The organism is Pseudomonas sp., from assembly GCF_030150285.1.
In the GTDB taxonomy this organism is placed as follows: Bacteria; Pseudomonadota; Gammaproteobacteria; order Pseudomonadales; family Pseudomonadaceae; genus Aquipseudomonas.
Genome location: NZ_JASLGE010000021.1, coordinates 1 through 26,759 on the forward strand (window position 1 = coordinate 1; position 26,759 = coordinate 26,759).

The 26,759-nt window shown below is 57.3% G+C and carries 22 protein-coding genes; 14 read left to right on the plus strand and 8 right to left on the minus strand.

What is annotated here, in order from left to right; all coding sequences use genetic code 11:
• From Q1W15_RS03555 to Q1W15_RS03580, 6 genes are all read left to right on the plus strand, one after another.
• A partial coding sequence (locus tag Q1W15_RS03555; protein WP_300720248.1) for an ureidoglycolate lyase occupies positions 1 to 188 on the plus strand: 188 nt, incomplete at its 5' end.
• 48 nt (positions 189 to 236) lie between these two features.
• A complete protein-coding gene (locus tag Q1W15_RS03560) occupies positions 237 to 1,520 on the plus strand; it encodes a urate hydroxylase PuuD (RefSeq protein WP_300720249.1) in 1,284 nt (427 codons plus the stop codon).
• A gap of 160 nt (positions 1,521 to 1,680) precedes the next feature.
• Positions 1,681 to 3,045, plus strand: a complete 1,365-nt coding sequence (locus tag Q1W15_RS03565) for a nucleobase:cation symporter-2 family protein (RefSeq protein ID WP_300720250.1) — start codon at positions 1,681 to 1,683, stop codon at positions 3,043 to 3,045.
• A 166-nt stretch (positions 3,046 to 3,211) separates the two neighbouring features.
• The gene (locus Q1W15_RS03570; protein ID WP_300720251.1) at positions 3,212 to 3,997 is read left to right on the plus strand and encodes an outer membrane protein OmpK; all 786 of its coding nucleotides are present in this window, start codon (positions 3,212 to 3,214) and stop codon (positions 3,995 to 3,997) included.
• 367 nt (positions 3,998 to 4,364) lie between these two features.
• Positions 4,365 to 5,150, plus strand: coding sequence for an outer membrane protein OmpK (locus Q1W15_RS03575; protein WP_300720253.1), 786 nt, complete (start codon positions 4,365 to 4,367; stop codon positions 5,148 to 5,150).
• 361 nt (positions 5,151 to 5,511) lie between these two features.
• A complete protein-coding gene (locus Q1W15_RS03580; protein ID WP_300720254.1) occupies positions 5,512 to 6,717 on the plus strand; it encodes an MFS transporter in 1,206 nt (401 codons plus the stop codon).
• Here Q1W15_RS03580 and Q1W15_RS03585 read toward each other — a convergent pair.
• Positions 6,714 to 7,655, minus strand: coding sequence for a DUF808 domain-containing protein (locus Q1W15_RS03585; protein ID WP_300720256.1), 942 nt, complete (start codon positions 7,653 to 7,655; stop codon positions 6,714 to 6,716). The genes Q1W15_RS03580 and Q1W15_RS03585 overlap by 4 nt on opposite strands.
• Positions 7,656 to 7,788: 133 nt before the next feature.
• Here Q1W15_RS03585 and Q1W15_RS03590 point away from each other — a divergent pair, with 133 nt between their 5' ends.
• Positions 7,789 to 8,394, plus strand: coding sequence for a TetR/AcrR family transcriptional regulator (locus Q1W15_RS03590; protein ID WP_300720258.1), 606 nt, complete (start codon positions 7,789 to 7,791; stop codon positions 8,392 to 8,394).
• A gap of 114 nt (positions 8,395 to 8,508) precedes the next feature.
• On the opposite strand, the gene Q1W15_RS03595 is transcribed toward Q1W15_RS03590, so the two are convergent.
• Positions 8,509 to 8,949, minus strand: a complete 441-nt coding sequence (locus Q1W15_RS03595) for a heme-binding protein (protein WP_300720259.1) — start codon at positions 8,947 to 8,949, stop codon at positions 8,509 to 8,511.
• A gap of 265 nt (positions 8,950 to 9,214) precedes the next feature.
• Between Q1W15_RS03595 and gcl the strand changes: the two genes are divergently transcribed.
• The 6 genes from gcl (at position 9,215) to Q1W15_RS03625 (ending at position 17,178) form a co-directional block, all read left to right on the plus strand.
• Positions 9,215 to 10,990, plus strand: coding sequence for a glyoxylate carboligase (gene gcl, locus Q1W15_RS03600; RefSeq protein WP_300720262.1), 1,776 nt, complete (start codon positions 9,215 to 9,217; stop codon positions 10,988 to 10,990).
• Positions 10,991 to 11,035: 45 nt separating this feature from the next.
• Positions 11,036 to 11,818: a hydroxypyruvate isomerase gene (hyi, locus tag Q1W15_RS03605; protein WP_300720264.1), complete on the plus strand. Its 783-nt coding sequence runs from the start codon at positions 11,036 to 11,038 to the stop codon at positions 11,816 to 11,818.
• 135 nt (positions 11,819 to 11,953) lie between these two features.
• Complete coding sequence (locus Q1W15_RS03610; RefSeq protein ID WP_300720266.1) at positions 11,954 to 12,844, plus strand: 2-hydroxy-3-oxopropionate reductase; 891 nt, start codon at positions 11,954 to 11,956, stop codon at positions 12,842 to 12,844.
• A gap of 101 nt (positions 12,845 to 12,945) precedes the next feature.
• On the plus strand, positions 12,946 to 13,845 hold the full coding sequence (locus tag Q1W15_RS03615; protein ID WP_300720268.1) for an urea transporter: 900 nt from the start codon (positions 12,946 to 12,948) through the stop codon (positions 13,843 to 13,845).
• Positions 13,846 to 14,088: 243 nt separating this feature from the next.
• Entirely contained in the window at positions 14,089 to 15,090 is a 1,002-nt protein-coding gene (locus tag Q1W15_RS03620; RefSeq protein WP_300720270.1) for a sulfate ABC transporter substrate-binding protein, read from the plus strand.
• Positions 15,091 to 15,240: 150 nt separating this feature from the next.
• Entirely contained in the window at positions 15,241 to 17,178 is a 1,938-nt protein-coding gene (locus Q1W15_RS03625; protein ID WP_300720271.1) for a DNA topoisomerase III, read from the plus strand.
• Positions 17,179 to 17,719: 541 nt separating this feature from the next.
• Here the strand turns inward: Q1W15_RS03625 and Q1W15_RS03630 are convergent.
• Complete coding sequence (locus Q1W15_RS03630; protein ID WP_300720273.1) at positions 17,720 to 18,562, minus strand: PhzF family phenazine biosynthesis protein; 843 nt, start codon at positions 18,560 to 18,562, stop codon at positions 17,720 to 17,722.
• Between the two features lie 104 nt (positions 18,563 to 18,666).
• Here Q1W15_RS03630 and Q1W15_RS03635 point away from each other — a divergent pair, with 104 nt between their 5' ends.
• Positions 18,667 to 19,389: an SDR family oxidoreductase gene (locus tag Q1W15_RS03635; RefSeq protein WP_300720274.1), complete on the plus strand. Its 723-nt coding sequence runs from the start codon at positions 18,667 to 18,669 to the stop codon at positions 19,387 to 19,389.
• Positions 19,390 to 19,420: 31 nt separating this feature from the next.
• On the opposite strand, the gene Q1W15_RS03640 is transcribed toward Q1W15_RS03635, so the two are convergent.
• From Q1W15_RS03640 to Q1W15_RS03660, 5 genes are all read right to left on the minus strand, one after another.
• Positions 19,421 to 20,719 carry an FAD-dependent oxidoreductase gene (locus Q1W15_RS03640; protein WP_300720275.1) on the minus strand — a complete coding sequence of 433 codons (1,299 nt, stop codon included), beginning with the start codon at positions 20,717 to 20,719 and terminating at the stop codon, positions 19,421 to 19,423.
• A gap of 120 nt (positions 20,720 to 20,839) precedes the next feature.
• Complete coding sequence (locus Q1W15_RS03645; protein WP_300720277.1) at positions 20,840 to 21,661, minus strand: hypothetical protein; 822 nt, start codon at positions 21,659 to 21,661, stop codon at positions 20,840 to 20,842.
• Positions 21,658 to 24,486, minus strand: a complete 2,829-nt coding sequence (locus Q1W15_RS03650) for a hypothetical protein (RefSeq protein WP_300720279.1) — start codon at positions 24,484 to 24,486, stop codon at positions 21,658 to 21,660. Before Q1W15_RS03650 ends, Q1W15_RS03645 begins: the two co-directional genes overlap by 4 nt.
• Complete coding sequence (locus Q1W15_RS03655) at positions 24,483 to 25,241, minus strand: hypothetical protein (RefSeq protein ID WP_300720281.1); 759 nt, start codon at positions 25,239 to 25,241, stop codon at positions 24,483 to 24,485. The genes Q1W15_RS03650 and Q1W15_RS03655 overlap by 4 nt, the downstream gene beginning before the upstream one ends.
• Before the next feature lie 29 nt (positions 25,242 to 25,270).
• Positions 25,271 to 26,377: a hypothetical protein gene (locus Q1W15_RS03660; RefSeq protein ID WP_300720283.1), complete on the minus strand. Its 1,107-nt coding sequence runs from the start codon at positions 26,375 to 26,377 to the stop codon at positions 25,271 to 25,273.
• Positions 26,378 to 26,759 lie beyond the last annotated feature (382 nt).

Genomic DNA, 26,759 nt, shown 5'->3' on the forward strand with positions numbered 1-26,759 from the left:
TGGTCCGTGCCTTTGTCAGTAATGGCAGGCAGGGCATTAATTACCATCGCGGCGTCTGGCACCACCCGGTGCTGACGATCGAAAAGCGGGATGACTTCCTGGTGGTTGATCGCAGTGGCACTGGCAATAACTGCGATGAGCATTTCTTTACAGAGGATGAGTGTCTCCTCCTCGCCCCCCACCAATAAGAGAAGGCCCTAACGCTCGACAAAGAGCGACGGGCAGAGGTAAAGACTGTGCAAGCACATCTGATGGAATGGCTGAATCTGGGCGTGCGCTGGATTCATATGATTACCGGTGTGGCCTGGATTGGCGCATCGTTCTACTTTGTCTGGCTGGAAAACAACCTGAACCGGGCCAACCCCAAGAACGGCCTGGCGGGCGATTTGTGGGCCATTCACGGTGGCGGAATTTACCACCTCGAAAAGTACAAGCTGGCCCCGCCGACCATGCCGGACAACCTGCACTGGTTTAAATGGGAAGCCTATTTCACCTGGATGTCAGGCATCGCCCTGCTCTGCCTGGTGTTTTACTTCAACCCCGCGCTGTACCTGATTGCTCCCGGCAGCAGCCTGAGCGGGCCTGAAGCGGTGACCATCGGTATCGGTTCACTGATTGCCGGGTGGTTTGTGTATGACCTCCTGTGTGACTCCGCTCTGGGCAAACGCCCGGCGCTGCTGGGCTTTATTCTGTTTTTGCTGCTCGTCGCAGCGGCTTACGGCCTGAGTAAGGTGTTCAGCGGGCGCGGCGCGTACCTGCATGTGGGGGCCATCATTGGCACCATCATGGTTGGCAACGTGTTCCGCATCATCATGCCGGCGCAACGGGCACTGGTCGCAGCCATCAAGGAAGGCCGCAGCCCCGATCCGGCACTGCCGGCAAAAGGCTTGCTGCGTTCACGTCACAACAACTATTTCACCTTGCCCGTGCTGTTCATCATGATCAGCAACCACTTTCCGAGCACCTACGGCAGCCAGTACAACTGGCTGATTTTGGCCGGGATCGCGGTCATGGCGGTGCTGGTGCGCCACTACTTCAACACCCGTCACGACAGCCATAAATATGCCTGGACCCTTCCGGTCGCGGCATTGGGCATGGTCTGCCTGGCCTATGTCACGGGGCCAAAGCCGGCCGCCACCGCCCCTGAAACCGCCAACGTTATCCAGTACCAGCCACTGCCTGAAACCGCGCTGGGCGGCGTCAGGGCAGAAGATGCCCCGCCACCTGCGCCAGCCGCTGACGCTGCGCTAGCGGCCAGCATCGATTTTGAAAAGGTCCATTCGGTGATCCAGGAACGCTGCACGGTCTGTCATTCCGCCACGCCATCCAGCCCGCTGTTCAGTGCAGCGCCCGCCGGCGTGATGCTCGACACCGCCGAGCAGATCCAATTAATGGCTCCGCGCATTCAAGCTCAAGCCGTCGTCACCCCCATCATGCCGCTGGGCAACATCACTCAAATGACCCAGCAAGAACGCGACCTCGTAGGTGCCTGGATTAATGCAGGAGCCCAGACCCACTGACCTACAACCGCTTTGCAGCCGCTACCGGAGGCTGCGACCGCCCTGGTCAAGGGTGCCCGGTTCGATGCGTCAAGCTGTCTGTCGAACCCGTCGCAGCCTCCGGTAGCGGCTACAAAATCACACCACTAGTTGACAACAATAAAAATGACCGAGGTGTAGCATGTCCGATTTAACCGATCCGCGCATACCCGCCGTGACCGCGTCACCGCCCATACAGCGGTTACCGTTGTTGCAATTGATTCTGGTCGGTTTGCAGCACGTGCTGCTGATGTATGGCGGAGCAGTTGCCGTGCCGCTGATCATCGGGCAGGCCGCCGGCCTCAGTCGTGAAGAGATTGCGTTTTTGATCAACGCCGACCTGCTGGTGGCCGGTATCGCAACCATCGTGCAATCGATGGGTATCGGCCCCATGGGCATCCGCATGCCGGTCATGATGGGGGCCAGTTTCGCCGCCGTGGGCAGCATGGTGGCGATGGCGGGTATGCCGGGAATCGGCATGACCGGTATCTTTGGTGCCACCATTGCCGCCGGGTTCTTCGGCATGATCATTGCCCCGTTTATGTCCAAGGTGGTGCGTTTCTTCCCGCCGCTGGTCACCGGTACCGTGATCACGTCCATCGGTTTGTCGCTGTTTCCCGTGGCGGTAAACTGGGCGGGTGGCGGCAGTACCGCCGCGCAATTCGGTTCACCCATCTACCTGTTCATTGCGGCCCTGGTGCTGGCCTGCATCCTGTTGATCAACCGTTTTATGCACGGCTTCTGGGTCAATATTTCGGTATTGATCGGCATGGCCGCAGGCTATGTGCTGTCGGGCGCAATCGGCATGGTTAACCTCGCCGGTATCGAACAGGCCCCGTGGTTTCAAGTGGTCACGCCGCTGCACTTCGGCATGCCCGAGTTCCATCTGGCCCCGATTCTTTCGATGTGCCTGGTGGTGGTGATCATCTTCGTCGAGTCCACCGGGATGTTCCTGGCACTGGGTAAAATCACCGGCCAGGACGTGACCCCGCGCATGTTGCGCCGCGGTTTGCTGTGCGATGCCGGGGCATCCTTTCTGGCAGGCTTTTTCAACACCTTCACCCACTCCTCGTTCGCGCAGAACATTGGCCTGGTGCAAATGACCGGCGTGCGGTGCCGCTCGGTGACGATCATGGCGGGGGTGTTTCTGATCACCTTGAGCCTGCTGCCCAAGGCGGCGTTTCTGGTGGCTTCGATACCGCCGGCGGTGCTGGGTGGCGCGGCCATTGCCATGTTCGGCATGGTGGCCGCTACCGGCATCAAAATCCTCCAGGAAGCGGACATTGCTGACCGTCGCAACCAACTGCTGGTGGCCGTGAGCATCGGCATGGGCCTGATCCCGGTGGTACGCCCGGAGTTCTTTGCGCACCTGCCGCTGTGGATGGGTCCCATTACCCACAGCGGCATCGCCATGGCTGCCGTCAGTGCGGTCTGCCTGAACCTGATGTTCAACGTGTTGGGCGGTGCTGAACGCGCCGCCATGAGCGGGCATGTGCAGCCGCATTGAATAAAGCGCCCTGCCCCTTTGGGCACCGGCATTTTCTTCCAGCCGCTGACGAAGTACCAGGCACCGATACGGGCCTGCGGGTCGACACCCGGGGGGGCTTCGCCCCCACCGACGCTTTGACAGCGGTTACAGCCTGTTCGAACCCATTATAAAAAAGGAATCTCCCATGCACTGCAAACACTGGGGTTTCACGCTCGCGGGCGGGTTTTTGACGGTCAGCCAGGCCATGGCTGGGGATCTGTTTTTATGGCACTCCAATAGCCTGTCGTACCTGTATGGCAAAAACTTCGCGATCAACCCCTCGATCCAGCAAACCGTCACGTTCGAGCACGCTGACAAGTGGAAGTACGGCGATAACTTTCTGTTCGTCGACCGTATCTTCTACAACGGCAAAGACGACCCTAACAAAGGCCCTCACACGTACTATGGCGAGTTCAGCCCACGGCTTTCGTTCGGTAAAATGCTCGACCGCACCCTCAGTTTCGGGCCCGTCAAGGACGTGCTGTTGGCCATGACCTACGAGTACGGCGAGGGTGACAGCGAAGCCTGGCTGATCGGGCCCGGCTTCGACCTGGCCGTGCCGGGTTTCAATTACTTCACCCTCAACCTGTACCGCCGCCACACCGAAGGCCCGCGCCCGGGCACCGGGGTTTGGCAAATCACCCCGGCGTTCTCCTACACGGTTCCACTGGGCCGTTCCGACCTGTTGATCGACGGCTATATCGACTGGGTCGTAGACAACGATCAAAACTCACGCGGCACCTACCACGCCAACGTGCACGTCAACCCTCAGGTCAAATATGACCTGGGCAAAGCCCTGCGTCTGGGCGAAAAGCAGCTGTATGTCGGCCTTGAATACAGCTACTGGCAAAACAAGTACGGCATCGAAAGCAGCCCTCGCCTGAATACCCGGCAGAACACCGCCAGCGCCCTGATTAAATTCCATTTCTAGCTGACTCGCTCACACGCTCTGCGATTGCGCCCGCCCCGGGTGGGCGGCGCGCTCACGGGACGCTTGAGTGCAAGCGCCAGAGCCCGTATCCTGCGCGCCCGCTCACCCTCGAGCGGTGTTTAAAGCTGACTTTAAAGCCAACTTTATCCCCTTAAACCAATGGGTTACAGCCTTGGCACCGTGCCGTGAACGCAACTTTCAGGCACCCGCCGAGCGACAGGCTCTGGCCGCTAAACCGCTGTGGCCGACGCAGGCTTCAAGGGGTAAACGTTGACGTGTGGGCACGCTTTAAACACCTGGAACCAAGGTGCCAACCCAGAGCACCCCGTTCTTTTATTGCAGTGTTGATAACTTTTGGAGCAACCGAATGAAGCGCATTCTGACCAACCTGATGCTTGCGGGCAGCCTGTTGGGCGGGGCGCCGGCCGTCGCCGGTGACCTGATTCAATGGCAAAGCAATAGCCTGACGTATTTGTATGGCAAGGACTTCCAGGTCAACCCGAAAATTCAACAGACCCTGACGTTCGAACACGCCGACAGTTGGAAGTATGGCGACAACTTCTTCTTCCTTGATCGCATTTTTTACAACGGCAAAAAAGACGGCAACCTCGGCCCGAACACCTACTACGGCGAATTCACCCCTCGCCTGTCGATGGGTAAAATCTTCGATCAGCCGTTTGCGTTCGGCCCGATCAAAGACGTGCTGCTGGCCATGACCTATGAGTTTGGCGAAGGCGACTCGGATGCTTATCTGATCGGCCCGGGTTTCGACCTGAATGTGCCAGGTTTTGATTTCTTCCAATTGAACTTCTACAAGCGCTACCCGGAAGGCAATCGCGCGGGCCGTGGCGTGTGGCAGATCACTCCGGTGTGGTCCTACACCTTGCCGGTGGGCAAATCCGATGTGGTCATCGATGGCTACATGGACTGGGTGGTTGATAACGACCAGAACGCACGCGGCACCTACCACGCCAACCTGCACTTCAACCCACAAATCAAATATGACCTGGGCAAGGCACTGAGCTGGAGCCCTAAACAGCTGTACGTCGGGATCGAATACGACTACTGGAAAAACAAGTACGGCATCGAAGACAGCGGTTCTTTCAAAACCACGCAGGACACCGCAAGCCTGCTGGTCAAGTACCACTTCTGATGCACACCCCTCAGGCGCGCGCCGGTGCCTGAGGGGTCAGCCCCCCGCAGCCGCAGGCCCAAGCTGGCCCGACGCTGCGCTGGGTTGCCGGGCCACCATCTGACAGTCCGCGGCGAGTCATTCTCCACAGGTTTGCTCACCCTGAGAGCGCGCACTGCAGGAGCCATGGCGACCTCTCCTTTTTTTCGTATACATCGCGTATGTTAATTGACATGAGCCGCGTGTTCGTATACTTATGCATACGCTGCGTATGTCATGACGGGCCGACCTTTGCGCCCAGTAGGCCGAGCCACAACCGCCGCGTTCACACCCCCTCAAACCCGACCTGTTGTCACCCCGCCTTAACTGTTCCGGAGCTTGTATGGCCAACCCCTACCGCGAGATTTTCAGCGCCCCCGGCACCCGGGCATTCTGCGCCGCAGGCCTGATCGCCCGCATGCCGATCTCCATGACCGGCATCGGCATCATCACGATGCTGGCGCAATTGCACGGCTCGTATTGGCTGGCCGGTGCCGTTGCGGCAACGTTTGCCTTGGCCATGGCCTTGTTGGCACCGCAGATTTCGCGCTGGGTCGACCGCTACGGGCAACGCCGCGTGTTACCCGGCGTGGCGGCGTTGGGCGTGTCGGCACTGATCGGGTTACTGCTGTGCAGCCACCTGGGAGCCCCGGACTGGACGCTGTTCGTGTTTGCCGCGCTAGCCGGGTGCATTCCCAGCATGCCCGCCATGGTGCGCGCCCGCTGGACCGAGTTGTACCGTGGCTCGCCCAAATTGCACACCGCGTTCTCGTTCGAGTCGGTGCTGGATGAAGTGTGCTTTATTGTCGGCCCGCCTATTTCTGTAGGCCTCAGCGTGGCGCTGTTCCCGCAGGCCGGGCCACTGATGGCGGCGGTTTTGCTGGCCGTGGGCGTCACCCTGTTTGTGCGGCAACGCGCAACCGAGCCACCCGTACACCCGCGCAGCCTTGAGCAGGGCGGGAGCGTGTTGCGTCAGGGGGCGGTGATGATCCTGATGATGGCACTGGTGGGCCTGGGCACCATCGTCGGCACCGTGGATGTGGTCAGCGTCGCGTATGCCCAACATCAGGGCCAACCGGCGGCGGCGAGTATCGTGCTGTCCGTGTATGCGCTGGGTTCCTGTATCGCCGGCCTGGTGTTCGGCACCCTGAAACTGAACATACCGCTGCCACGCCTGTTCCTGCTCGGAGCTACCGCCACCGCCATGACCATGGTGCCGCTGATGTGGGTCAACAGCATTGCCGCCCTGGCCGCCGGCATGTTTGTGGCGGGCCTGTTTTTCGCCCCGACCCTGATTACCGCGATGGCCCTGATTGAGAACATCGTCTCGCCCGCCAAATTGACCGAAGGCCTGACCTGGATGATCACCGGTCTGGGCATCGGCGTGGCACTGGGAGCAGTGGTCGGCGGCTGGGTAATCGACGCTTACGGTGCACACGCCGGTTTTGGCGTATCGCTGGCGGCCGGAGCAGGCATGCTGCTGTGTGCCGCGTCGGGCTATCGCCTGCTGCAAAACAGCACAACACCACCGGCGACATCACTGGCTTAACCCTTCATCGCCCCCCAGGCCTTGCTCACCCCCGTGACCACGGCCAACACCACGGCACCGGCCACGATGCCCACGGCGGCATTGAGTAAGGTCGGTACCACCACCGACACCGCGCCCACAAACGGCGCGGTACTCTGGGCCACGGCATCGACCCAATGGTGCACCACGGGTACACCGTGGGTCAGAATCCCGCCGCCGACCATAAACATGGCCGCCGTACCGATCACGGTCAGGCTTTTCATCATGTAGGGTGCAGCACTCAGCACGCCATGACCGAAGCTGCGTTGAAAGCGCGGCCAAGCACCTTCACCGGTCTTTTGACTCAAATACAGCCCGCCGTCATCGAGTTTGACGATACCCGCCACCACCCCGTACACCCCGATGGTCATGACAATCGCGATACCGGACAACACCACCACCTGCTGAGCCAGCGGCGCATCGGCCACGGTGCCCAGGGTGATGGCAATGATTTCAGCCGACAGAATAAAGTCGGTGCGTATGGCCCCCTTCACTTTGTCTTTTTCGAAGGCCACCAGATCAATCTCGGCTCCGGCAACCGCTTCATTCAAGGCTTTGCGCTGTTCCCGGGCCGCCTCTTTGCTGTGCAAGAACGGGTGCGCCAGTTTCTCGAACCCCTCGAAACACAGGTACGCACCGCCCAGCATCAGCAACGGCGTCACCGCCCACGGGATAAAGGCGCTGATCGCCAGGGCCGCGGGCACCAAAATAAACTTGTTGCGAAACGAGCCTTTTGCCACCGCCCACACCACCGGCAACTCGCGCTCAGCGCGAACCCCTGAGACCTGTTGCGCATTCAGCGCCAAGTCATCGCCCAACACCCCGGCGGTCTTTTTGGCAGCCATTTTGGTCATCAGCGCGACGTCATCGAGTACGGCGGCGATATCGTCGAGCAACATCAGCAAACTGCTGCCTGCCATGTGAGTTATGTCCTTAAAGGTTGAATGACGCTAAGCATAGCTCGCACTCACCCAAGAACCGCCATATTGAGCCGTTTGCAGGCACGGTGCTACCATGCCAGACCGCCCCCGTTGGCAAGGAAATACCCGTTTTATGAGCCGTATCCGCGAGCGTAATAAAGAACTGATTGTGCGAGCCGCCAGCGAAGAGTTCGCAGACAAGGGGTTCGCCGCCAGCAAAACCAGTGATATTGCCGCCAAGGCGGGCGTGCCAAAACCCAACGTCTACTACTACTTCAAGTCCAAAGAAAACCTCTACCGCGAGGTGCTCGAAAGCATTATTGACCCCATCCTGCGCGCATCGACCCCGTTCAATGCCGATGGCGATCCCCAGGTCGTGTTAAGCAACTACATCCGCTCCAAAATCCTGATTTCCCGCGACCTACCCTTCGCCTCCAAAGTGTTTGCCAGTGAAATCATGCACGGGGCCCCGCACCTGAGCGAGACGCAGGTTGAACAACTCAATGCCCAAGCCAAGCACAACATTGCCTGCATCCAGACCTGGATCGACCGCGGCCAGATCGCCCCGATCGACCCACACCACCTGATGTTCAGTATCTGGGCCGCAACCCAGACCTACGCCGATTTCGACTGGCAGATCTCCGCCATCACCGGCAAGGCCAAACTGCAAGACAGTGACTACGAAGCCGCCACCCAGACCATCATTCGGCTGGTGCTCAAGGGCTGTACGCCGGACTGACCGACCGGCCCAACTGAACTCCAAACCGGCACTTGCCACCGTAGAAGCCAACGTGCTCGCGCTCGGCTGATCTTGATTTCACCGCAAAAAATCGCGAGCCAGCCCGCCTGGCATTCAGGCCACCACGCCCGCATCCGCTCGTAATCCCTGAGCCTCTACCGCGCTGATTGCGCAGTGCTCGTCGATGTCAGACGTGTCGCCGCTGATGCCGATGGCACCGATCACCTTGCCCTGCGCATCACGTATCAACACGCCGCCCGGCGCGGGCACCACGTCGCTATGGCCCATGCCATTGAGGGCCGCAAAAAATGCCGGGCGCTGCTGCGCGTCCAGCGCCAACACGCGCGACCCCTTGCCCAGTGCAATGGCCCCCCAAGCCTTGCCGATAGCGATGCTGGGGCGCAACACACTGGCACCGTCCTCACGCTGCAAGGCCAACAAATGCCCGCCACCGTCGAGCACCGCCACCGTCAAGGGGGCCGCGCTTATTTCACGCCCGACGCTTAGCGCCTGCGCGGCCAGGGTTAAAGCGACTTTCAAGGTTAGAGCACTCATGGTTGCCGTCCTTCTTTTGTTAGGGAAAGCCTCGCGCCCATTTTTTAGCGACGCCATTACCAACAATAGAACACAATAAGTTATAGTTTTGTATACACTTTTGCCTGGAAAATTTCAGATCAATCACCATTACGAGCCTAAAATACGGCACGCAACGCATCAGGCTGCCATTCGATAAAAGCCATTGACCTTCGCAGCGCAGGATGAATACACTCAACACCACAGCCACTTGTATACAATTATAAAACGTAAGAGGCACAAACCAATGAGCAAAATGAGAGCAATCGAAGCCGCCGTTCTGGTGATGCGTCGCGAAGGTGTCGACACCGCCTTTGGTATTCCGGGCGCTGCCATCAACCCGCTGTACTCAGCCCTGCAAAAGGTCGGTGGCATCGATCATGTCCTTGCTCGCCACGTGGAAGGTGCTTCGCACATGGCCGAGGGCTACACCCGCACCAAGGCGGGCAATATCGGCGTGTGCATTGGCACATCCGGCCCGGCGGGTACCGACATGGTGACCGGCCTGTACAGCGCCTCGGCCGACTCTATCCCCATTCTGTGCATCACCGGCCAGGCCCCTCGCGCCCGGCTGCACAAGGAAGACTTCCAGGCTGTCGACATCACCAGCATCGTCAAACCGGTCACCAAATGGGCGACCACCGTGCTGGAGCCCGGCCAGGTGCCGTATGCCTTTCAAAAAGCCTTTTATGAAATGCGCTCCGGGCGCCCCGGCCCGGTGCTCATCGACCTGCCCTTTGATGTGCAAATGGCCGAAATCGAATTCGATATCGACGCGTATGAGCCTCTGCCGCTGGCCAAACCCTGCGCCACCCGGGTACAGGTCGAAAAGGCTTTGACTCTGCTTGACCAGGCCGAACGGCCGCTACTGGTCAGCGGCGGCGGTGTCATCAATGCCGATGCCAGTGAGTGGCTGGTGGCATTTGCCGAATTGACCGGTATCCCGGTGATCCCGACGCTGATGGGCTGGGGCACGATTGCCGACGATCACCCACTGATGGTGGGCATGGTCGGCCTGCAAACCTCCCACCGCTACGGCAACGCCACCCTGCTTAAATCTGACCTGGTGCTGGGCATCGGCAACCGCTGGGCCAACCGCCATACCGGCTCGGTGGAGGTGTACACCGAAGGCCGCCGCTTTATTCATGTGGACATCGAGCCGACGCAAATCGGCCGCGTCTTCACACCGGACCTGGGCATTGTTTCCGACGCGGGTTCGGCACTGAAGATGTTCCTGGAAGTGGCGCGCGAATGGAAAGCAGCGGGCAAACTCAAAAACCGCAGCACCTGGCTGCAGGACTGCCAGCAACGCAAAGCCACCCTGCACCGCAAGACTCACTTCGACACCGTGCCCGTCAAACCACAGCGTGTGTATGAAGAGATGAACCAGGTGTTCGGCAAAGACACCTGCTACGTGAGCACCATCGGTTTATCGCAAATTGCCGGGGCGCAATTCCTGCATGTGTACAAACCGCGCCACTGGATCAACTGCGGCCAGGCCGGCCCGCTGGGCTGGACCATCCCGGCAGCGCTGGGCGTGGTCAAAGCTGACCCGACCCGCAAGGTTGTGGCCCTGTCGGGCGACTATGACTTCCAGTTCATGATCGAAGAACTGGCGGTGGGCGCACAGTTCAATCTGCCGTACATCCACGTTGTGGTGAACAACTCCTACCTGGGGTTGATCCGTCAGGCACAGCGCGGTTTTGACATGGACTACTGCGTTCAGTTGTCTTTCGACAACCTTAATGCCCCGGAGCTGAACGGTTATGGCGTCGACCACGTGGCCGTCGCCCAAGGCCTGGGCTGCAAGGCATTGCGCGTGTTCGAGCCGGACCAGATCCAGCCCGCACTGCGTCAGGCCCAGGCCCTGATCAAGGAATTTCGCGTCCCGGTGGTGGTGGAGATTATTCTGGAGCGCGTGACCAATATTTCGATGGGCACCGAGATCAACGCCGTCAATGAGTTTGAAGACCTGGCGTTGGTGGGTAACGATGCACCGACCGCCATTTCCCTGCTGGATTAATTGCCGCCCTCGCTCACGGGCGAGGGCCACACACAGGAGTTCACCATGCCGCGATTTGCCGCCAACCTGTCCATGCTGTTCACCGAACAGGATTTTCTTGTCCGTTTTCAAGCGGCTGCCAATGCCGGTTTCCACGGTGTTGAGTACCTGTTCCCCTACGATTACAGCTCTGCCGACATCAAGGCCCAGCTCGACGCCAACCAACTGACTCAAGTGCTGTTCAACCTGCCGGCCGGTGACTGGGCCAAGGGCGAGCGCGGCATTGCCTGCCACCCGGACCGGGTGGATGAGTTCCGCGCCGGTGTTGACCTGGCCATAGCCTACGCCCACGTGCTGGGCAACGATCAAATCAACTGCCTGGCGGGCATTCGCCCCCAAGGGGTTGATGAGGCCCTGATCGAAAAAACCTTTGTCGCCAACCTCAAATACGCCGCCGACACGCTGCAAGCCGCGGGCATCAAGCTGGTCATGGAAGCCATCAACACCCGTGACATTCCGGGCTTCTATCTGAACACCACACGCCAGGCCCTGGCCATTCAGGAACAGGTCGGCAGCGCCAATCTGTTCCTGCAATACGACATTTATCACATGCAAATCATGGAAGGCGACCTGGCCCGCACCCTGCAAACGCACTTGGGCCAGATCAACCATGTCCAGTTGGCCGACAACCCCGGGCGTCACGAGCCGGGCACTGGCGAGATCAACTATCGCTTCCTGTTCGAGCACCTGGACAGCATCGGCTATCAGGGCTGGGTGGGCTGCGAATACAAGCCATTGACCAGCACCGAAGCAGGCCTTGGCTGGCTCAAGAGCCACAACGCCGTGTAATGACGAACGGCCAACACAACGCTGACGCGGGTCGGTTCGCGAGCTTTTAGAAGGTCGCGAGCACGCTCGCGCGCTTCGTGCGGTTCATTCCCACCGAAACGCCCCTGTCCCCCCTAAAAACAAGAGGATTTTTTCATGGCCAAGATCGGATTTATCGGCACCGGCATCATGGGTTCGCCCATGGCCAGCAACCTGCAGAAGGCCGGGCATCGCCTGTTCTTGTCGACCCATCACGGGGCCGCGCCCGCCGACCTGCTGGCGGCGGGAGCCATCGCGCTGGCCAACCCGAAGGAGGTCGCCCAAGAAGCCGAGTTCATTATCGTCATGGTGCCGGACACCCCTCAGGTCGAAGACGTGCTGTTCCGCGAGGACGGTATCGCCGCTGGCCTGAGCCCCCATAAAGTGGTGATCGACATGAGTTCGATCTCCCCTACCGCCACCAAAACCTTCGCGCAAAACATCAACGCCAAAGGTGCCCGCTACCTGGACGCACCGGTGTCCGGCGGCGAAGTCGGTGCCAAGGCCGGCACCCTGAGCATCATGGTCGGCGGCGACGCCGAGACCTTCGAACGCGCCCTGCCCCTGCTGCAAAGCCTGGGCAAAAATATTACGCACGTCGGTGGCAATGGTGATGGGCAAACGGCCAAAGTCGCCAACCAGATTATCGTCGCGCTGAACATTCAGGCCGTGGCAGAAGCCTTGGTGTTTGCCGCTAAAAACGGGGCCGACCCGGCCAAGGTGCGCGCCGCTCTGATGGGCGGTTTTGCCTCTTCGAAAATTCTCGAAGTGCACGGCGAGCGCATGATCAAAGGCACCTTTGATCCTGGCTTCCGCATCAGCCTGCACCAGAAAGACCTTAACCTGGCGCTGGCCGGCGCCCGCGAGCTGGGCATCAACTTGCCCAATACCGCTAACGCCCAGCAAGTGTTCAGCACGTGCGCCGCACTGGGCGGCAGCCACTGGGACCACTCGGCGCTGATCAAGGGCCTGGAGCATATGGCCAACTTCTCGATCCGCGACCAATAACCCTGCCACTCCCCAAACCCTGTAGCCGCTGACGAGGCACGAAGGCTGCGATGCCTTCGCGCTTCGTCAACCGCTGCCCGCCTGCGAAAGAATCAGCCTTCATGAGCACGCCCCTCAGTCAACACTGCCCTGACTGGGCCACTGCGCTGTGCGCGGGGTTTAGTCAGATCTTCCTGCAGCGCCAGCCGATGTGCGGGGTCATGTGCTTGCTGGCGATTGCCGTCGGTGCCCCCGAGCTACTGGGGGGCGCGTTATTGGGCGGCGCTGCCGGGTTGTTGACCGCGCAACGCCGCGACTACCCCAAGGCGCAGCGCCAAGCGGGGCTCTACAGCTATAACGGCATCCTGTTGGGCCTGTTGCTCAGCCACACCATGCCGTGGTCGGCCCTGTTGCCGCTGCTGATTATTGCCAGCGCAGGCACCAGCGCCCTGCTCACTCACCAATGGCTCAAACGCGCCCCTGGGTTTGCGGTGTACACCGCGCCGTTTGTGGGTATTGGTTGGATCCTGCTGGCCTTGGTCAATGAACCGGCACCGGCACTGATAAACGAGCAGGTCATCAACGGCTGGACACTGCTGCTGGCCCTGTTCAAGGGCGTCGGGCAGGCCATGCTGCTGCCCCACCCGATCTGCGGGCTGCTGATCGTGCTGGGCCTTTGCTTGAGCCATTGGCGCGCTGCATTGTGGGCACTGCTGGGCTCACTGGCGGGCCTGGCATGGGGCCTGTATGCCCATGACACGGCACCAGCCCTCAATGGCCTGGTCAGTTATAACCCCGTGTTGATCGCACTGGCCGTCAGCCAGCAATCACCGTCACGTTGGCTACCGCTGCTGGGCATTGCCCTTTCCCTGCTGCTCACACCCCTGTTCAGCGCCCTTGGCTTACCCACACTCACGGCTCCCTTTATTGCTGCGGGCTGGCTGATGCAGGCAGGATTACGCGGGCGCGACTCTCAGGCTCAACGCGCCAACAAGGCAGGCAGGTTGCCCGTTAAGCGCTAAAATCTGCCCCTTCGGGCATTCTGACTTCCTCACGAGTACCCGCAGCCGCATGGTCCGCTCGCGCGAGCACACCCCGCTTCAGGCGTCTACGCCAAGGGCTTCATGCATAAGTGGCAAGGCAAATAGACACAATTAAACAAAAACGCATAACCAAAGTACTTTTTAATCTTTTAAGCACTATGCCCCAACGGCTATAGTCGCTGGCATATTGCCCTTATTGATCTCCATAACAAGGAATGCGCAGTGAAAAAACTCTTTGGCGCCTCACTTCTGGCCGCAGGCCTGGCCCTCGGCAACGTGGCTCACGCGGCTAATCCGCCACTGTTGAACGTGTCTTATGACGTGATGCGTGACTTCTATAAAGACTACAACACTGCCTTCCAAAAACACTGGGAAGCCGAGAAGAAGGAAAAACAGACGGTTCAAATGTCCTTCGGCGGGTCCAGTAAACAGGCGCGCTCGGTCATCGACGGCCTGCCTGCAGACGTGATCACCATGAACATGGCGACCGACATCAACGCCTTGGCCGACAACGGCGGTCTGGTCCCGCAAGACTGGGCAACCCGCCTGCCGGACAACAGCGCACCGTTCACCTCAGCCACCGTATTTATCGTGCGCAAGGGCAACCCCAAAGCCCTGAACGACTGGTCTGACCTGGTCAAGGACGGCGTGCAAGTGATCGTGCCCAACCCGAAAACTTCGGGTAACGGCCGTTACACCTTCCTGTCCGCTTGGGGTTATGCGCTGAAAAACGGTGCTGACGAAGCCAAGGCCCGCCAGTTTGTCGGCCAACTGTTCAAAAACGTACCCGTGCTGGACACAGGCGGCCGCGCAGCGACCACCACCTTTATGACCAACCAGATCGGCGACGTGCTGGTGACCTTTGAAAACGAAGCTGAAATGATTGCCCGCGAATTTGGCCGTGACCAATTCGAAGTGATCTACCCGAGCGTGTCGGCTGAAGCCGAGCCACCGGTGAGCGTGGTCGACAAAGTAGTCGATAGAAAAGGCACCCGTGAAGTGGCCACCGAATACCTGAAATACCTGTGGTCGGATGAAGGCCAGACCATCGCCGCCAACAACTACCTGCGCCCACGTAACACCGAGATCCTGGCCAAATATAACGACCGCTTCCCGAAAGTCGACTTCCTCTCCGTGGAAAAAACCTTCGGTGACTGGCGCGACGTGCAGAAGACGTACTTCAGCGACGGCGGTGTGTTCGACCAGATCTACAACGGTCAATAACCCGCTCAAGCTCGCGCCTGCAACTGAGTAGCCTACTGCTGGCGCTGCAGGCGCGAGCTTACCTGTACAAAAACACAGTAAAAACAGTTGCCCTATTGCCAATCTCTGCCCATGCTATGCACCTCTTGCGCAGCATCAACGAGTAAAGCAATGCGGCTGTTTTTGTGTGAAAAACCCTCCCAGGCCAAAGACATCGCGGCCGTGCTCGGTGCCAGCCGACGCGGTGATGGCTGCTGGACGGGGCCCCATGCCACCGTCACCTGGTGCATCGGCCACTTGCTCGAAACCGCCCCGCCCGACGCCTACGACGAGCGCTACAAGCGCTGGGTGCTGGCCGACCTGCCGATCATTCCTGCCACCTGGAAAATGCGCGTCAAGCCTAAAACGGCCAGCCAGTTCAAGGCCGTCAAACGCCTGCTGGGCGAAGCCACTGAACTGGTGATCGCCACCGACGCCGACCGTGAAGGCGAGATGATCGCCCGCGAACTCGTCGATCATTGCCGCTATCGCGGGCCCATTCAGCGCCTATGGTTATCGGCCCTTGACGACGCTTCCATCCGCAAGGCGCTGGCCTCGCTCAAACCCGGTGCCGACACCTTCAACCTGTATCACTCGGCCCTGGGCCGTTCGCGGGCTGACTGGCTGATCGGCATGAACATGAGCCGCCTGTTTACCTTGCTCGGCCGCCAGTCCGGCTATCAGGGCGTGCTGCCCGTGGGCCGGGTGCAAACCCCCACCTTGCGCCTGGTGGTCGACCGAGACCGCAGCATCAGTGACTTCGTGCCTGTGGCGTATTGGGCCATTGACGTACAACTGCGCCACGACCATCAGGTGTTCACTGCCCAATGGCGTGCCCACCCTGACACCTGCGACGACCAGGACCGCTGCCTCAACCAGGCTCACGCGCAACACGCCGCCACGGCGATGCGAAACGCCAGCAGCGCCCGAGTGGTCACGTTGCGCACCGAGCGCATGCGCGAAGTGGCACCGTTGCCCTTCGACCTGGGCACGCTGCAAGAGGTGTGTTCGAAAAAGCTCGGGCTGGGTGCCCAGGAAACCCTCGACACCGCCCAGGCCCTGTATGAAACCTACAAGCTCATCACCTACCCGCGCAGCGACTGCGGCTACCTGCCGCAAAGCCAGCACGGCGAAGCGGCTTCGATCCTGGCCGCCTTGCGCCAGGCCGACCCGGCGCTGGCTGCGTTGGCCGCACACCTCGACCCCCAGCGCCGCTCCCGCGCCTGGAACGACGCCAAGGTCAGCGCTCACCACGGCATCATTCCCACGGCGGCGGCAAAAAACCTTGAGCGCCTGAGCGGCAAACACCGCGCCGTCTACACCTTGATTCGCGCCCGCTACTTGGCGCAGTTCCTGCCCAACCATGAATACGACCGCACCCAGGCCGACTTCGATTGTGCAGGCCAGGCCTTGCGCGCCGTAGGCAAGCAGATCGTCGAACCTGGCTGGAAGCGCGCCCTGCCCGAAGCCCTCGCTCCGGCCAAGGGCCGCGAAGTGCCTGCGCCACAACCCTTGCCGCCCCTGCGCGAAGGCCTCGACTGCGCGGTTGTCGACGTGCTGCTAAAAGACCTGTGGACGCAGCCGCCCAAGCCCTTTACCGAAGGTGACCTGATCAAGGCGATGAAAAACGTCGCCAAACTGGTGCAAGACCCGCTGCTCAAGCAAAAACTCAAGGACACCACCGGCATTGGCACGGAAGCCACCCGCGCAGGCATCATTCAAGGCTTGCTTGACCGTGGTTACCTGAGCAAACACGGCAAGGCACTGGCAGCCACCGCCCCGGCGTTCAGCCTGATCGACGCCGTACCCCGCGCCATTGCCGACCCAGGCACCACGGCCATCTGGGAGCAAGCGCTGGACATGGTGCAAAGCGGCGAAATGACCCTCGATGTTTTCGTCGCCAAACAGGCGGCCTGGATGAGCAAACACATCGAACGATGCAGCGGCCTGCAGATGAACATCAGCGGCCCCGCCAGCCCGGCCGGAACCGCACCGGCCTGGAAAAAGAAGCGTAAAGCCCCGACGGGCAAAGCGAAGCCCAAGCGAGCCGTCAAAACCAAAGCCACATAAGCGGCGTTTTACACTTAAAAAAGGGGCGCGAAGGGCACAGATGAACGCCTACAGGCTTTTGACCTAAAAGGCCCCCTTAAACCACGCAGGCCAAACGCAGCAAGGCCTGTAGGAACGAGCTTGCTCGTGATCTTTTGATCTGGCTTTTGATCTGAAGGGCCCCCTTAAACCACGCTGGCCGAACGCAGCAGACCTGTAGGAACGAGCTTGCTCGTGATCTTTTGATCTGAAGGGCCCCGTACACCCGTCAACCCTATGCCCGGTCTGTACAGCTTTTCAAAGTGGCACGGCGTAAAGCCGGAACCTCAAGTGGCCGTGACCGCAGCAATGGATAGGATTGCTGAACGACAGCGCAGCGTCATTGAGCGTTTAAAAATCAACAGATCGCGAGCAAGCTCGCTACTACAGAGCATGCTTTTGATCCAAGGGCCTCCTGAAACCACGCTGGCCGAAAAGTGTCCACCATGTCCCCGTACACCCATCAACCCTGTGTCCGGTCTCTACAGCGCTATCAATAGCGCCGAAGGCGGGCCGCCGCCTCTTAAAGCGTCAGCCACCCCGAAATACAGGTCACCGCCGCACCGCCCACCCAAATATCGGCACCTGCCTGCTCAATCGACACGCGCCCGGCCCGGCCCATCGCCGTGCCTTGGCTGGCCACGTAACGCGCCGGTGCATGCCCCTGAGCAATCAACCACTGCGCCAACCCGGCGTTCAAACTGCCCGTCACCGGGTCTTCGGGCATGCCTTCGCCGGGGCAAAACGCACGCACTTCAAACTGGGCGTCCTCGCCATCGACCCCCGGATCCCAAGGTGCCACGACCCCAATCGACAACCCCAGCAGTTGCCCATAGTCCGGCTCCAGCGCTAATACCTGCGCCCGGTCACTCAGCAGCAAGGCCACCCAGCCCGGCCCGTTGTCCACCCATTGCGCTTGCACCACGGCCCGGCGCTCAAGACCCAGGCCGCCGCACAAGCGCAGCAGCAACGCCTCATCCACAGGTCCCGCACGCAACAGCGGGGGAGCGGTAAAGGCCAGCTGTCCGTCCTTGCGGCGGACCCTGATCAAACCCACCGCACACTCCTGAATGATCTCTTCACCGCGCGGCCGACCGCCCGCCTCCAACCAGGCATGGCAACTGCCCAGCGTCGGGTGGCCGGCGAACGGCAGCTCCTTGAGCGTGGTGAAAATACGCAAACGGTAATCCGCCTGCGGGTTTTGCGGCTTAAGTACGAAGGTGGTTTCGCTGAGGTTGGTCCACCGCGCGAAATCGGCCATCTGCGCATCGGTCAAACCGTCGGCATTCAACACCACCGCCACCGGATTGCCTTTAAGGGCAACCGTGCTGAACACATCCACTTGCCTGAATTCCAATCGACTCACCCGGCCCCCTGATTGCACGCAATGTATACACAGGCAGCAACATAGAGCCTCCACACAGCATCTTACAAGCTATGCTTCCTACCGTTTTCACTCAGGAGTACACCATGACCTCACGTACATTTCTGATCACCGGTGCCAGTAAAGGCATCGGCCGAGCCCTGTCCGAGTTGTTGGCTCAGGCGGGCCATACGGTGGTGGGCATTGCCCGCAATGCCGATGACGCCACGTTTCCCGGCACCCTGGTGGCCCTGGACCTGGCTGACCGCGAGCGCAGCGCGCAAGTGCTCAAAGACCTGAGCGGGCGCTACGCCTTTGACGGGCTGGTGAACAACGTAGGGCTGGTACGCCCGCAAGCCTTGGGGGAGATCGACCTCGATGCCTTCGACGATGTGATGCGAGTCAACCTGCACTCCGCCTTGCAAGCCACCCAGGCGCTGCTGCCGGGGATGCGCAACCGGGGCTGGGGCCGGATCGTCAACATTTCCAGCCTGACCGTGCTGGGCATTACCCAGCGCACCGCCTATGCCGCAGCCAAAGCCGCCTTGGTGAGTTTCACCCGCACCTGGGCGCTGGAGTTAGCGCACACCGGCATCACCGTCAACGCCGTTGCCCCGGGCCCGACCGAAACCGAACTGTTCCGCCACAACAACCCTGTGGGCTCCGCCGGTGAGGCACGCTACCTGGCCGGAGTACCGATGGGACGTTTTGGCCAACCGGCTGAAATCGCCGCGGCCATTGCGTTTTTACTCTCGGAAAACAGCGGTTACATCACCGGCCAAAACCTGTTTGTCGACGGCGGTGCATCGGTGGGTAAAGCTGCGTTTTAAACAATTGCCCCAGGCCGCAGATTAAGTGACGTTAACCAAACGCCTCTTTGACCATACAACTGAACATGCTGTAGGCCGACTGCGCTTCACGCCGGTAATCTTCACGTTCAGCGTTAAGGGGAGTCACCCTTAACGTCTGAACGTCCAGAATATTGGTCGTTGGGTCGCGCTGATAGTGCAAATAAACGGATATAGCGTAATCCTCCGCGCACAGGCTGTAACACACGTTCATAAAGTACGGAGTCATTAAGGGCAGTCCGTGCAATTGGCTATAAATAGCCATCGCACAAACCCGAGCCTGGCAACTGGCGGCGAATGCCGACTTGGGAAGCATTTCGGCATACGCTGAGTCTCCAATAACATGCACGCTGGGTAAGTGCAGCGACTCAAACGTCTGCGTGTTGACCGGACACCAGCCATGGGCTGAAGCAAGCCCATTGCGATGCGCAAACTTATCAGCCTGTTGCGCCGGAATCAGGTTGATCACATCGCCATACACCGGGCCAGCAACCGTCAACAATTGTCGGCGATCAGCATCGAGCCCCACTACCGTTCCCCCATCCTGAGCCCCCACCCAACGAATGATGCTGTCGGCCGTGCCGTAGTTGTAGAGTCGCGTCCACACTTGCTCGAACTGAGCCTGTTTGGCAAAGCCTGTCTTGGCATCCAAAATGATCACCCTGGAACGGGGTTTATATTTCTTGAGGTATTGCGCGATAAGGCTGGCGCGCTCATAGGGCCCCGGCGGGCAGCGATAGTCGTCGGGGGGTGCACTGATAAGCACAGTTCCACCGTCGTGCATGGCAAACAGTTGAGCCTTGAGCAGTCGCAACTGATCGGCACCACCCCAAGCATGCGGAAACTGTTGTATTGCCGCTTCGTCATAACCGGCGAGTGTGTCATAGCGATAACCGATTCCGGTCGCTACCACGCATCGATCATACTCATGCCACACGCCTGACTCAGTGCAAACGCGCTTTGCCACAGCATCGATAGACCCTGCGCGGTCATACAGAACCTCTATGCCGCTCTCTACCAACTTTTCGTAATCATAGAGCAATCGCTGTTCGCTGCACTTGCCGACCAAAAACTCAACACTCAAAGGACAGCAGTGATACAGACGATTGGGTTCAATCAAAGTAATAGCTATGTTCGGTGCCAATTGTCGCAAGGCTCGTGCAAATGTAGCCCCAGCAAAACCGCCTCCAATGACCACCACTTTAAACGCCACCGGGGCTGGTTTACCCACGGTTGAAGCCAATGCCTGTACGGCCGAAAGCCCGACCCCGGAGACAAACCATTTGAGCAATACTCTTCTCAGGTGATTCATTAAGGGTCGACCTCTAGCATCCATTGGTCCAGATAATTCAATACTTTGTTTAACTCCACAGGTGTCAAAGTCGATAGACCGTTAAAAAATGTCTTACCCGAAACACACTAACGGCTACCATTAGCTCCGCGGGTGCAGTATTTTGTATCTCATCAACTCATTTATATGCATTGACTGCCTTGCTCCGACAATGCACGCCCTCACACCGACATGATTGAATGCATAATCCAGCGCAGGTTCTAAAGCAATCACTCCACCTGCCAGACAATGCAACGCATAAATAGCCCGCTCAGCCTTTACATAATCCAGGCATGCTCCAGCCTCTTCACTCTGTCGATCCACTATATTGATCGGCACAAGCACACCACAAAAATCGAAACACTCCATAAAGCTCAAATGCTGCGCCGTTAAATTAAAAGTCAGCAAGACCTTACAGACAGAAGCTTTATAAATACGCGACTGCATCTCCTCACATATTTCTCGCGCAAGGTTTATTTCACCCTGGGCTAAAAGAATATCCAGCCAGTCTCCGCCGACGCTAATCAGGCCGGGCTTGAAATGATTGATAATGTGAATATCCTGATCTATCTGACGCTTATCCGGAAAAAAGCGACACGTTGTACAGCTCATGTACTGTTGGCGCGCGCCTTGAACCTGACGCGTACTTAAATAGTTATTTGATAGCCTGCTGAACACCCTTATCAGAAAGCGCGAGTGATAACAGTGCCGAAGACTATATTCATAATTAACCGCCTTACTGATTGCCATCGCTGACACCCAGTCCCCACTCGCCAAGCCCAGCTCACTGCCTTCAAGCACTTCACACGCCTTGTCCTGGATCTGCTCGCGGGTATAAGCGCTGCCGTAACGTTTGAGAAAACCTCTGTCACCCAAATAAATCGTGGGATTTTTCTGCAAAGCACTGGCGTGATGCGCTATCACACTGTCCACTCCGACAAGTTGATGGTGTACGCCAACTCAAATCTGTGATCAACAACGATAACCGTATTGCCCGTTGCCTGAGTGTAAGAAGCTAGCCTCTCGATGATCTCAGGGATTTTTTCAAACGATACTTCGCGTATTGTTTCATCGAGGAAAACAAGCTGTTTACCGTCCGCCGGCAAAGCACTCAAACAGAGAAATAATGCATTAGGAGTATCCATCGCCCCCATCATCAGAGTCAGCGTCTGAGTGTCGAGGTAATACGTCTGAAGACAATCACCCTCTTCAATTGCGTCTTCTGAAAGCTGCGTGATGTCAATCACACCACTGATACCCTTGAGGTAATCACTCTTGCCCAAGCCTGACAGCCCGCTTAACGACAGGGCACGGCCTGCCGGAAAAACCAATGGCTTATACACACGTCGCGCTTTAAACCCATCCACATGGATAAGCCCATTACAAAGCCGGCTCTGAACCTTGCATTTTTTTGCACAACCTTGAAGTAAACGCCCTACCGATATTGATTGCGACTTGAAGCCAGTGACGGCCAAAAAAAAGTTGGACAAGTCAGACCGCACCAATAACAAACCCGTCATAGCCCAAATTAAACCAGCACCCGATAATTGAACGATACCGCCAAGTAGCACCATCAAGGCAATCATCAAATCGCTCAACAAAATGCAACTGGTCGCCGTCATGGTCCGGGCGACCACACTGGCCGTTCGGGTCTGATAGAAATGTGCGAGCCCTTCGGCGCACAGCCGCTGGCATGTGCTGTCCAGCCATGGTTTGTTTTGACCCAAACTGGAAGTGCGCGCACAGGACATTGAATGACTCACCTGAGTGGCTCTTATCAACGCGTCAAAGCCCGCAACGGTGGCCAGTCGTGTGCGAGAAAGTTCATCAATAAAGACCCGATACATACTGAAAAGCAGGCCGGAAAAAATCAGTGCAACCATCAGCCCCAACGGCCCGGCTGTTGCCCAGAGGGCGATCACACTGACTATAAACAATGCGCAGACCCACGCCATATCATGTGCGTACCAGGCAATACGCTCGAAAACCGTCGTCACGTCCCGCGAAACAATCTGCAGGTTATTGCCACTCTCATTGGCCTGCACATCGACCAGGCCGGTTAATAGAGCCTTGGCAAAACGACGACGCAATGAAGCCTCAATAAACAATCCTGCACAGCTTCCCACTGCAATACCAATGAGTGCATACGCCAGTACGCTTTCGGAACGGAGGTTTAATTGCGCCAGTGTCAGGTTCCCGGCATAACTCATCATGCTGGCAGGCAACAGTAACGTGATGCCTCCCACCCAACAAAACGTCATGAGTTGACCCAGCCCAAAAGGAATCGGCGGTGAACCTGATGGCCCGGGTGTTGGCGTTTCGCAACGTTGCGAATCCAAGTCATCACATGCACTGCGGGTACGGCGTTCCAGAGCGGCAATGGCAAGTGGAGAAAACTGAACACAGGGCAACGCTTCCAGGACTTTTCTGGCGTTGCAAGCAGCGGCAGTGTCCAGCGCCGAAAAGTCGTCGTTAATCAGCAATCGCCTATGGGTACATTGAGCAAGAAAGACACCCCGAATCAGCTGTAACCTGAAACGCTGTCCATCAGAAAGATTCTTACCCTGGCGCTCTATGGACTTGCGCACGACCGCCAGCCCGCTCGCCCCCAACTCTGGGACAAGCCCGAATGCACTCAGTAATTGCTCAAGCGGGTCGAGCGAATCCCGGTAGCTTCCAGGGATAAGGTCAATAAAACGTGAAGGCCAGATAGGCCAGGCCGGATCAAATAATAGAGGCCCCTCATTGTTCGAGGCATTCAACGGTACGCTGCTGTTCTCCTCAGAGTGCTTAAGTAACGCACTCAACTCGGTTAATGACCGAGAGACCGTTCTGTAACTCAGATAGCCTCGAGGTAAAGCGAGCATGGCTGATAACAAGGGTATTGCCAGCCACACACTCGCGCCCTCCCAAGGCAATGCACTGTTCGAGAGCGCCATAAAACCAAACAGCACAAACGGTATTAATCGCCCAAAACCTATGATGTAACTATCGATACCACGCAGCAACGTATCCCTGTCACGCAACAACAACTCCACCGACACCGTTTGCTGGATATCACGTAACTGGTTTTGACAGGAAAATTGCTTAAGAAACGGGCCCTCTCGTATCCACAGGGAACATTTCTCTATACGGTGCGCTACTTTGTCCATGACCTTGTGATAGTTACGATCCGACAAGACCGACAATCCATAAGAAATCGGAATAAACGCGGCAATCAATATCAACACCCATAACCCGGCCACGCCATAGAGGTAAACGCTGCCCAGCCCGGCGCAGACTAAAAATACAGGAATAGCAAAGACACTTAATGCTGAACCGAGTCCGTCCAGAACCGCATTGAGATCACGTGAAGCCACTCGTTCCATTGTCGCTAAAGTGGCAGAAGACTCCGCCTGGTGGCGGGAAATCAGTAAATACTTAAATAGTGCGCAGAAACGCGCACCAAAATAGCGTTCCAGATTAATCTGTGCAACCGATACAAAAAAAGCACTCAACGCAAACACCAGTAGCGCGACAGCATCTTTGACAGACAGGGCCGCTATTTCTCCATTACTCAAGAGCGTTGATAACTGATAGATAAACAACAAAGGGATAATGTACTGAATGGTCAATAAGCCGATATAACTTGACGTGGCGATCACCGATATTTTCAAAGCGACTTCAAGCCCCCCTCCTTTCAGATCAACCAAAGGGCAATTGAGATTTTCATGACGAATAGTAGGGGTAAACATATACAACCAGTTCATATACGACTCCCTTGCTGACAGCCCTCCTTACCTGATAATGCCTGAACAGCTCGCAGGCACACCTTGATTTTTTCTAAATCATAGTCACTGCTATTAAGACCTCGGCAGGTGCAGTAATTTCGGACGATCCACTCAAGGTTCAATGCCTGGTCACCTTGAAGCTTCATTACATTTATCAGCGATAAAATATCGAACCAGACGCTGCGCTGCAGCGACCATGTTTCCAGATCGACAATACGGACACCCGCACGGGTAAAAATAATGTGCTCCCATTTTATATCACCGACACTCACCGCACTTAAGTCGCTCCGGGAGTGAGTCATGGATGCGCAGCAATCGTCCGGCTTCCACTCGACGTCAATACCGGCGCTGTTTAAAATGGCGATTCTGTGCATGGATGCATACGCGAAGATTATCTCAGTCACGTCCTTTAAGCTCCCCACTGGGGGGCGGCCATCAAGGTATTCAAGAACAATGATTCGTTGTTCCGAATCCTGGTGCAGACATTCAGCTATTGGCCCTCCGCGAAACACGAGATAACCCTGAACTTCATCTTCGTAAGGACCATCTTCGAAATACTTTTTAATAACAATTCTTTTATTTAACCTGGCGCTGTAACTTGACCACACCACTGACTTGACAGAAGCCGATACACGTTTCAGGCCACACACACACTGTAAATGGGTACGTCTTTTTAGCCATGAATACGTTAGCCACGTTTGTTGCTTAACCACTGACTCAGACAACTCACCCAACGTCACTCGTTGATATGGCCCGCCCATATTTATAGCCTGCTAAACAGTGCTGCCTGATAACTGCAACTGGCGCGCTCATAGTCGACCTGTTCATTGTAATACTCAAGCCAGAACGCCAACGGGCTATCAAAACGATCACATAAGAACCACTGAGATGCAGACAGATTGATCAGCTCCCAGACCTGTAATGCCCCGCTTAACAACTGACTATAATCTTTATAATCGACACAAATACCAAAGGGGTATTGCTTCATCGCGATCGAGCCACTATGTCGAACATGAATAAATTCGACACGCGAAATATCCAATACAAATTCCAACAGCCCGGATGAGTGCCCCGTGAACACTAGAACTAGCCTCTTCGTTCCCAAGGGTTGTCCCAAGTACTCAGTGTGCGCCATTAATGCTTGACCATACCGGCTAACCAGCCAGGTTCTGGCCATCGTATCCAGGTGCTTTTTCAACTCATTAATATCAATTTCAGGCACGTTCATTTTTATGGCCGGGGTCACGTTTTCTCGATTTTTATCACCACAGACTATCCAGTTCACACCCTCATTTAATTGCCCGGTTCCCACTTCAAAACACTGCCCGGGACACATCGCATACACCCCACGCCTCAACGAAAGCCGAGACGCTATAGAGGCCAATTTTTCGTTGCTCCAAGGGATGTAAATTTTATGCCCGGCATCACTGTACCCATTGCCCGAAATGATCATCGTCGGGACTGTTGGCAATTTCTTTATCGGATGACTGATGATTTCTTCCAACAACCTCAACCCGGCGAGCCGCGTATATTTCGGATCGGGAAGCGGTAATAAATTATCCAGCCCGACAGAGCAACCATCGGCACTACTCTGATAGTTATTGGTCACAACCATGACATCAGGGGCCGGTATGATTTGAGCCTTCACATCACGATAAAAATTTTCTGAAATCCGCGTATCGGACTGAATAAACAAGGCTTGCTGAGCTGCATCACGCACATAGATAGACGCAACACGGTTATCCCAGTACAAAATATCGTTTGCTGGCCTATAAAAGCGGCAGTGCAACTCACCGATCCAAAAGTCCCGCTCCATATCAATGCGTATTACTTTATAGCCCCAAACTTCTATCAGGTCTTGGGCTACCACCGGAAAAAGCTCGGGAATGTAAACACGGGTGGCACTGATTTTCCCGGGATACAGGTTACGCAGTTCAGCTAACGTGGCCGGGCTGAAATGTTGCAGGTGCTCGCTTTAGATCTGGACTTTTTGATCGCTTCACCCAGCGCGATCAGTTCCTCCTTACTAAATACAGTTTCTTTAGCATCAATTGGAACTACCGGACTCACACTTAAACTTTCACACGCCTGTTTCAGCCGGGCACTCTTCACTTATAAGCTCCTTGTTTATCAAGTAGACGGCACACTCATTGCACCGTCTTACTTCACAACATAGCCCCAGCGATTAAACCTTGCAAACAGGCGATAACTTGAAAAAGCCTACAATCACCCTACAGAAATTTCCCAAGCAC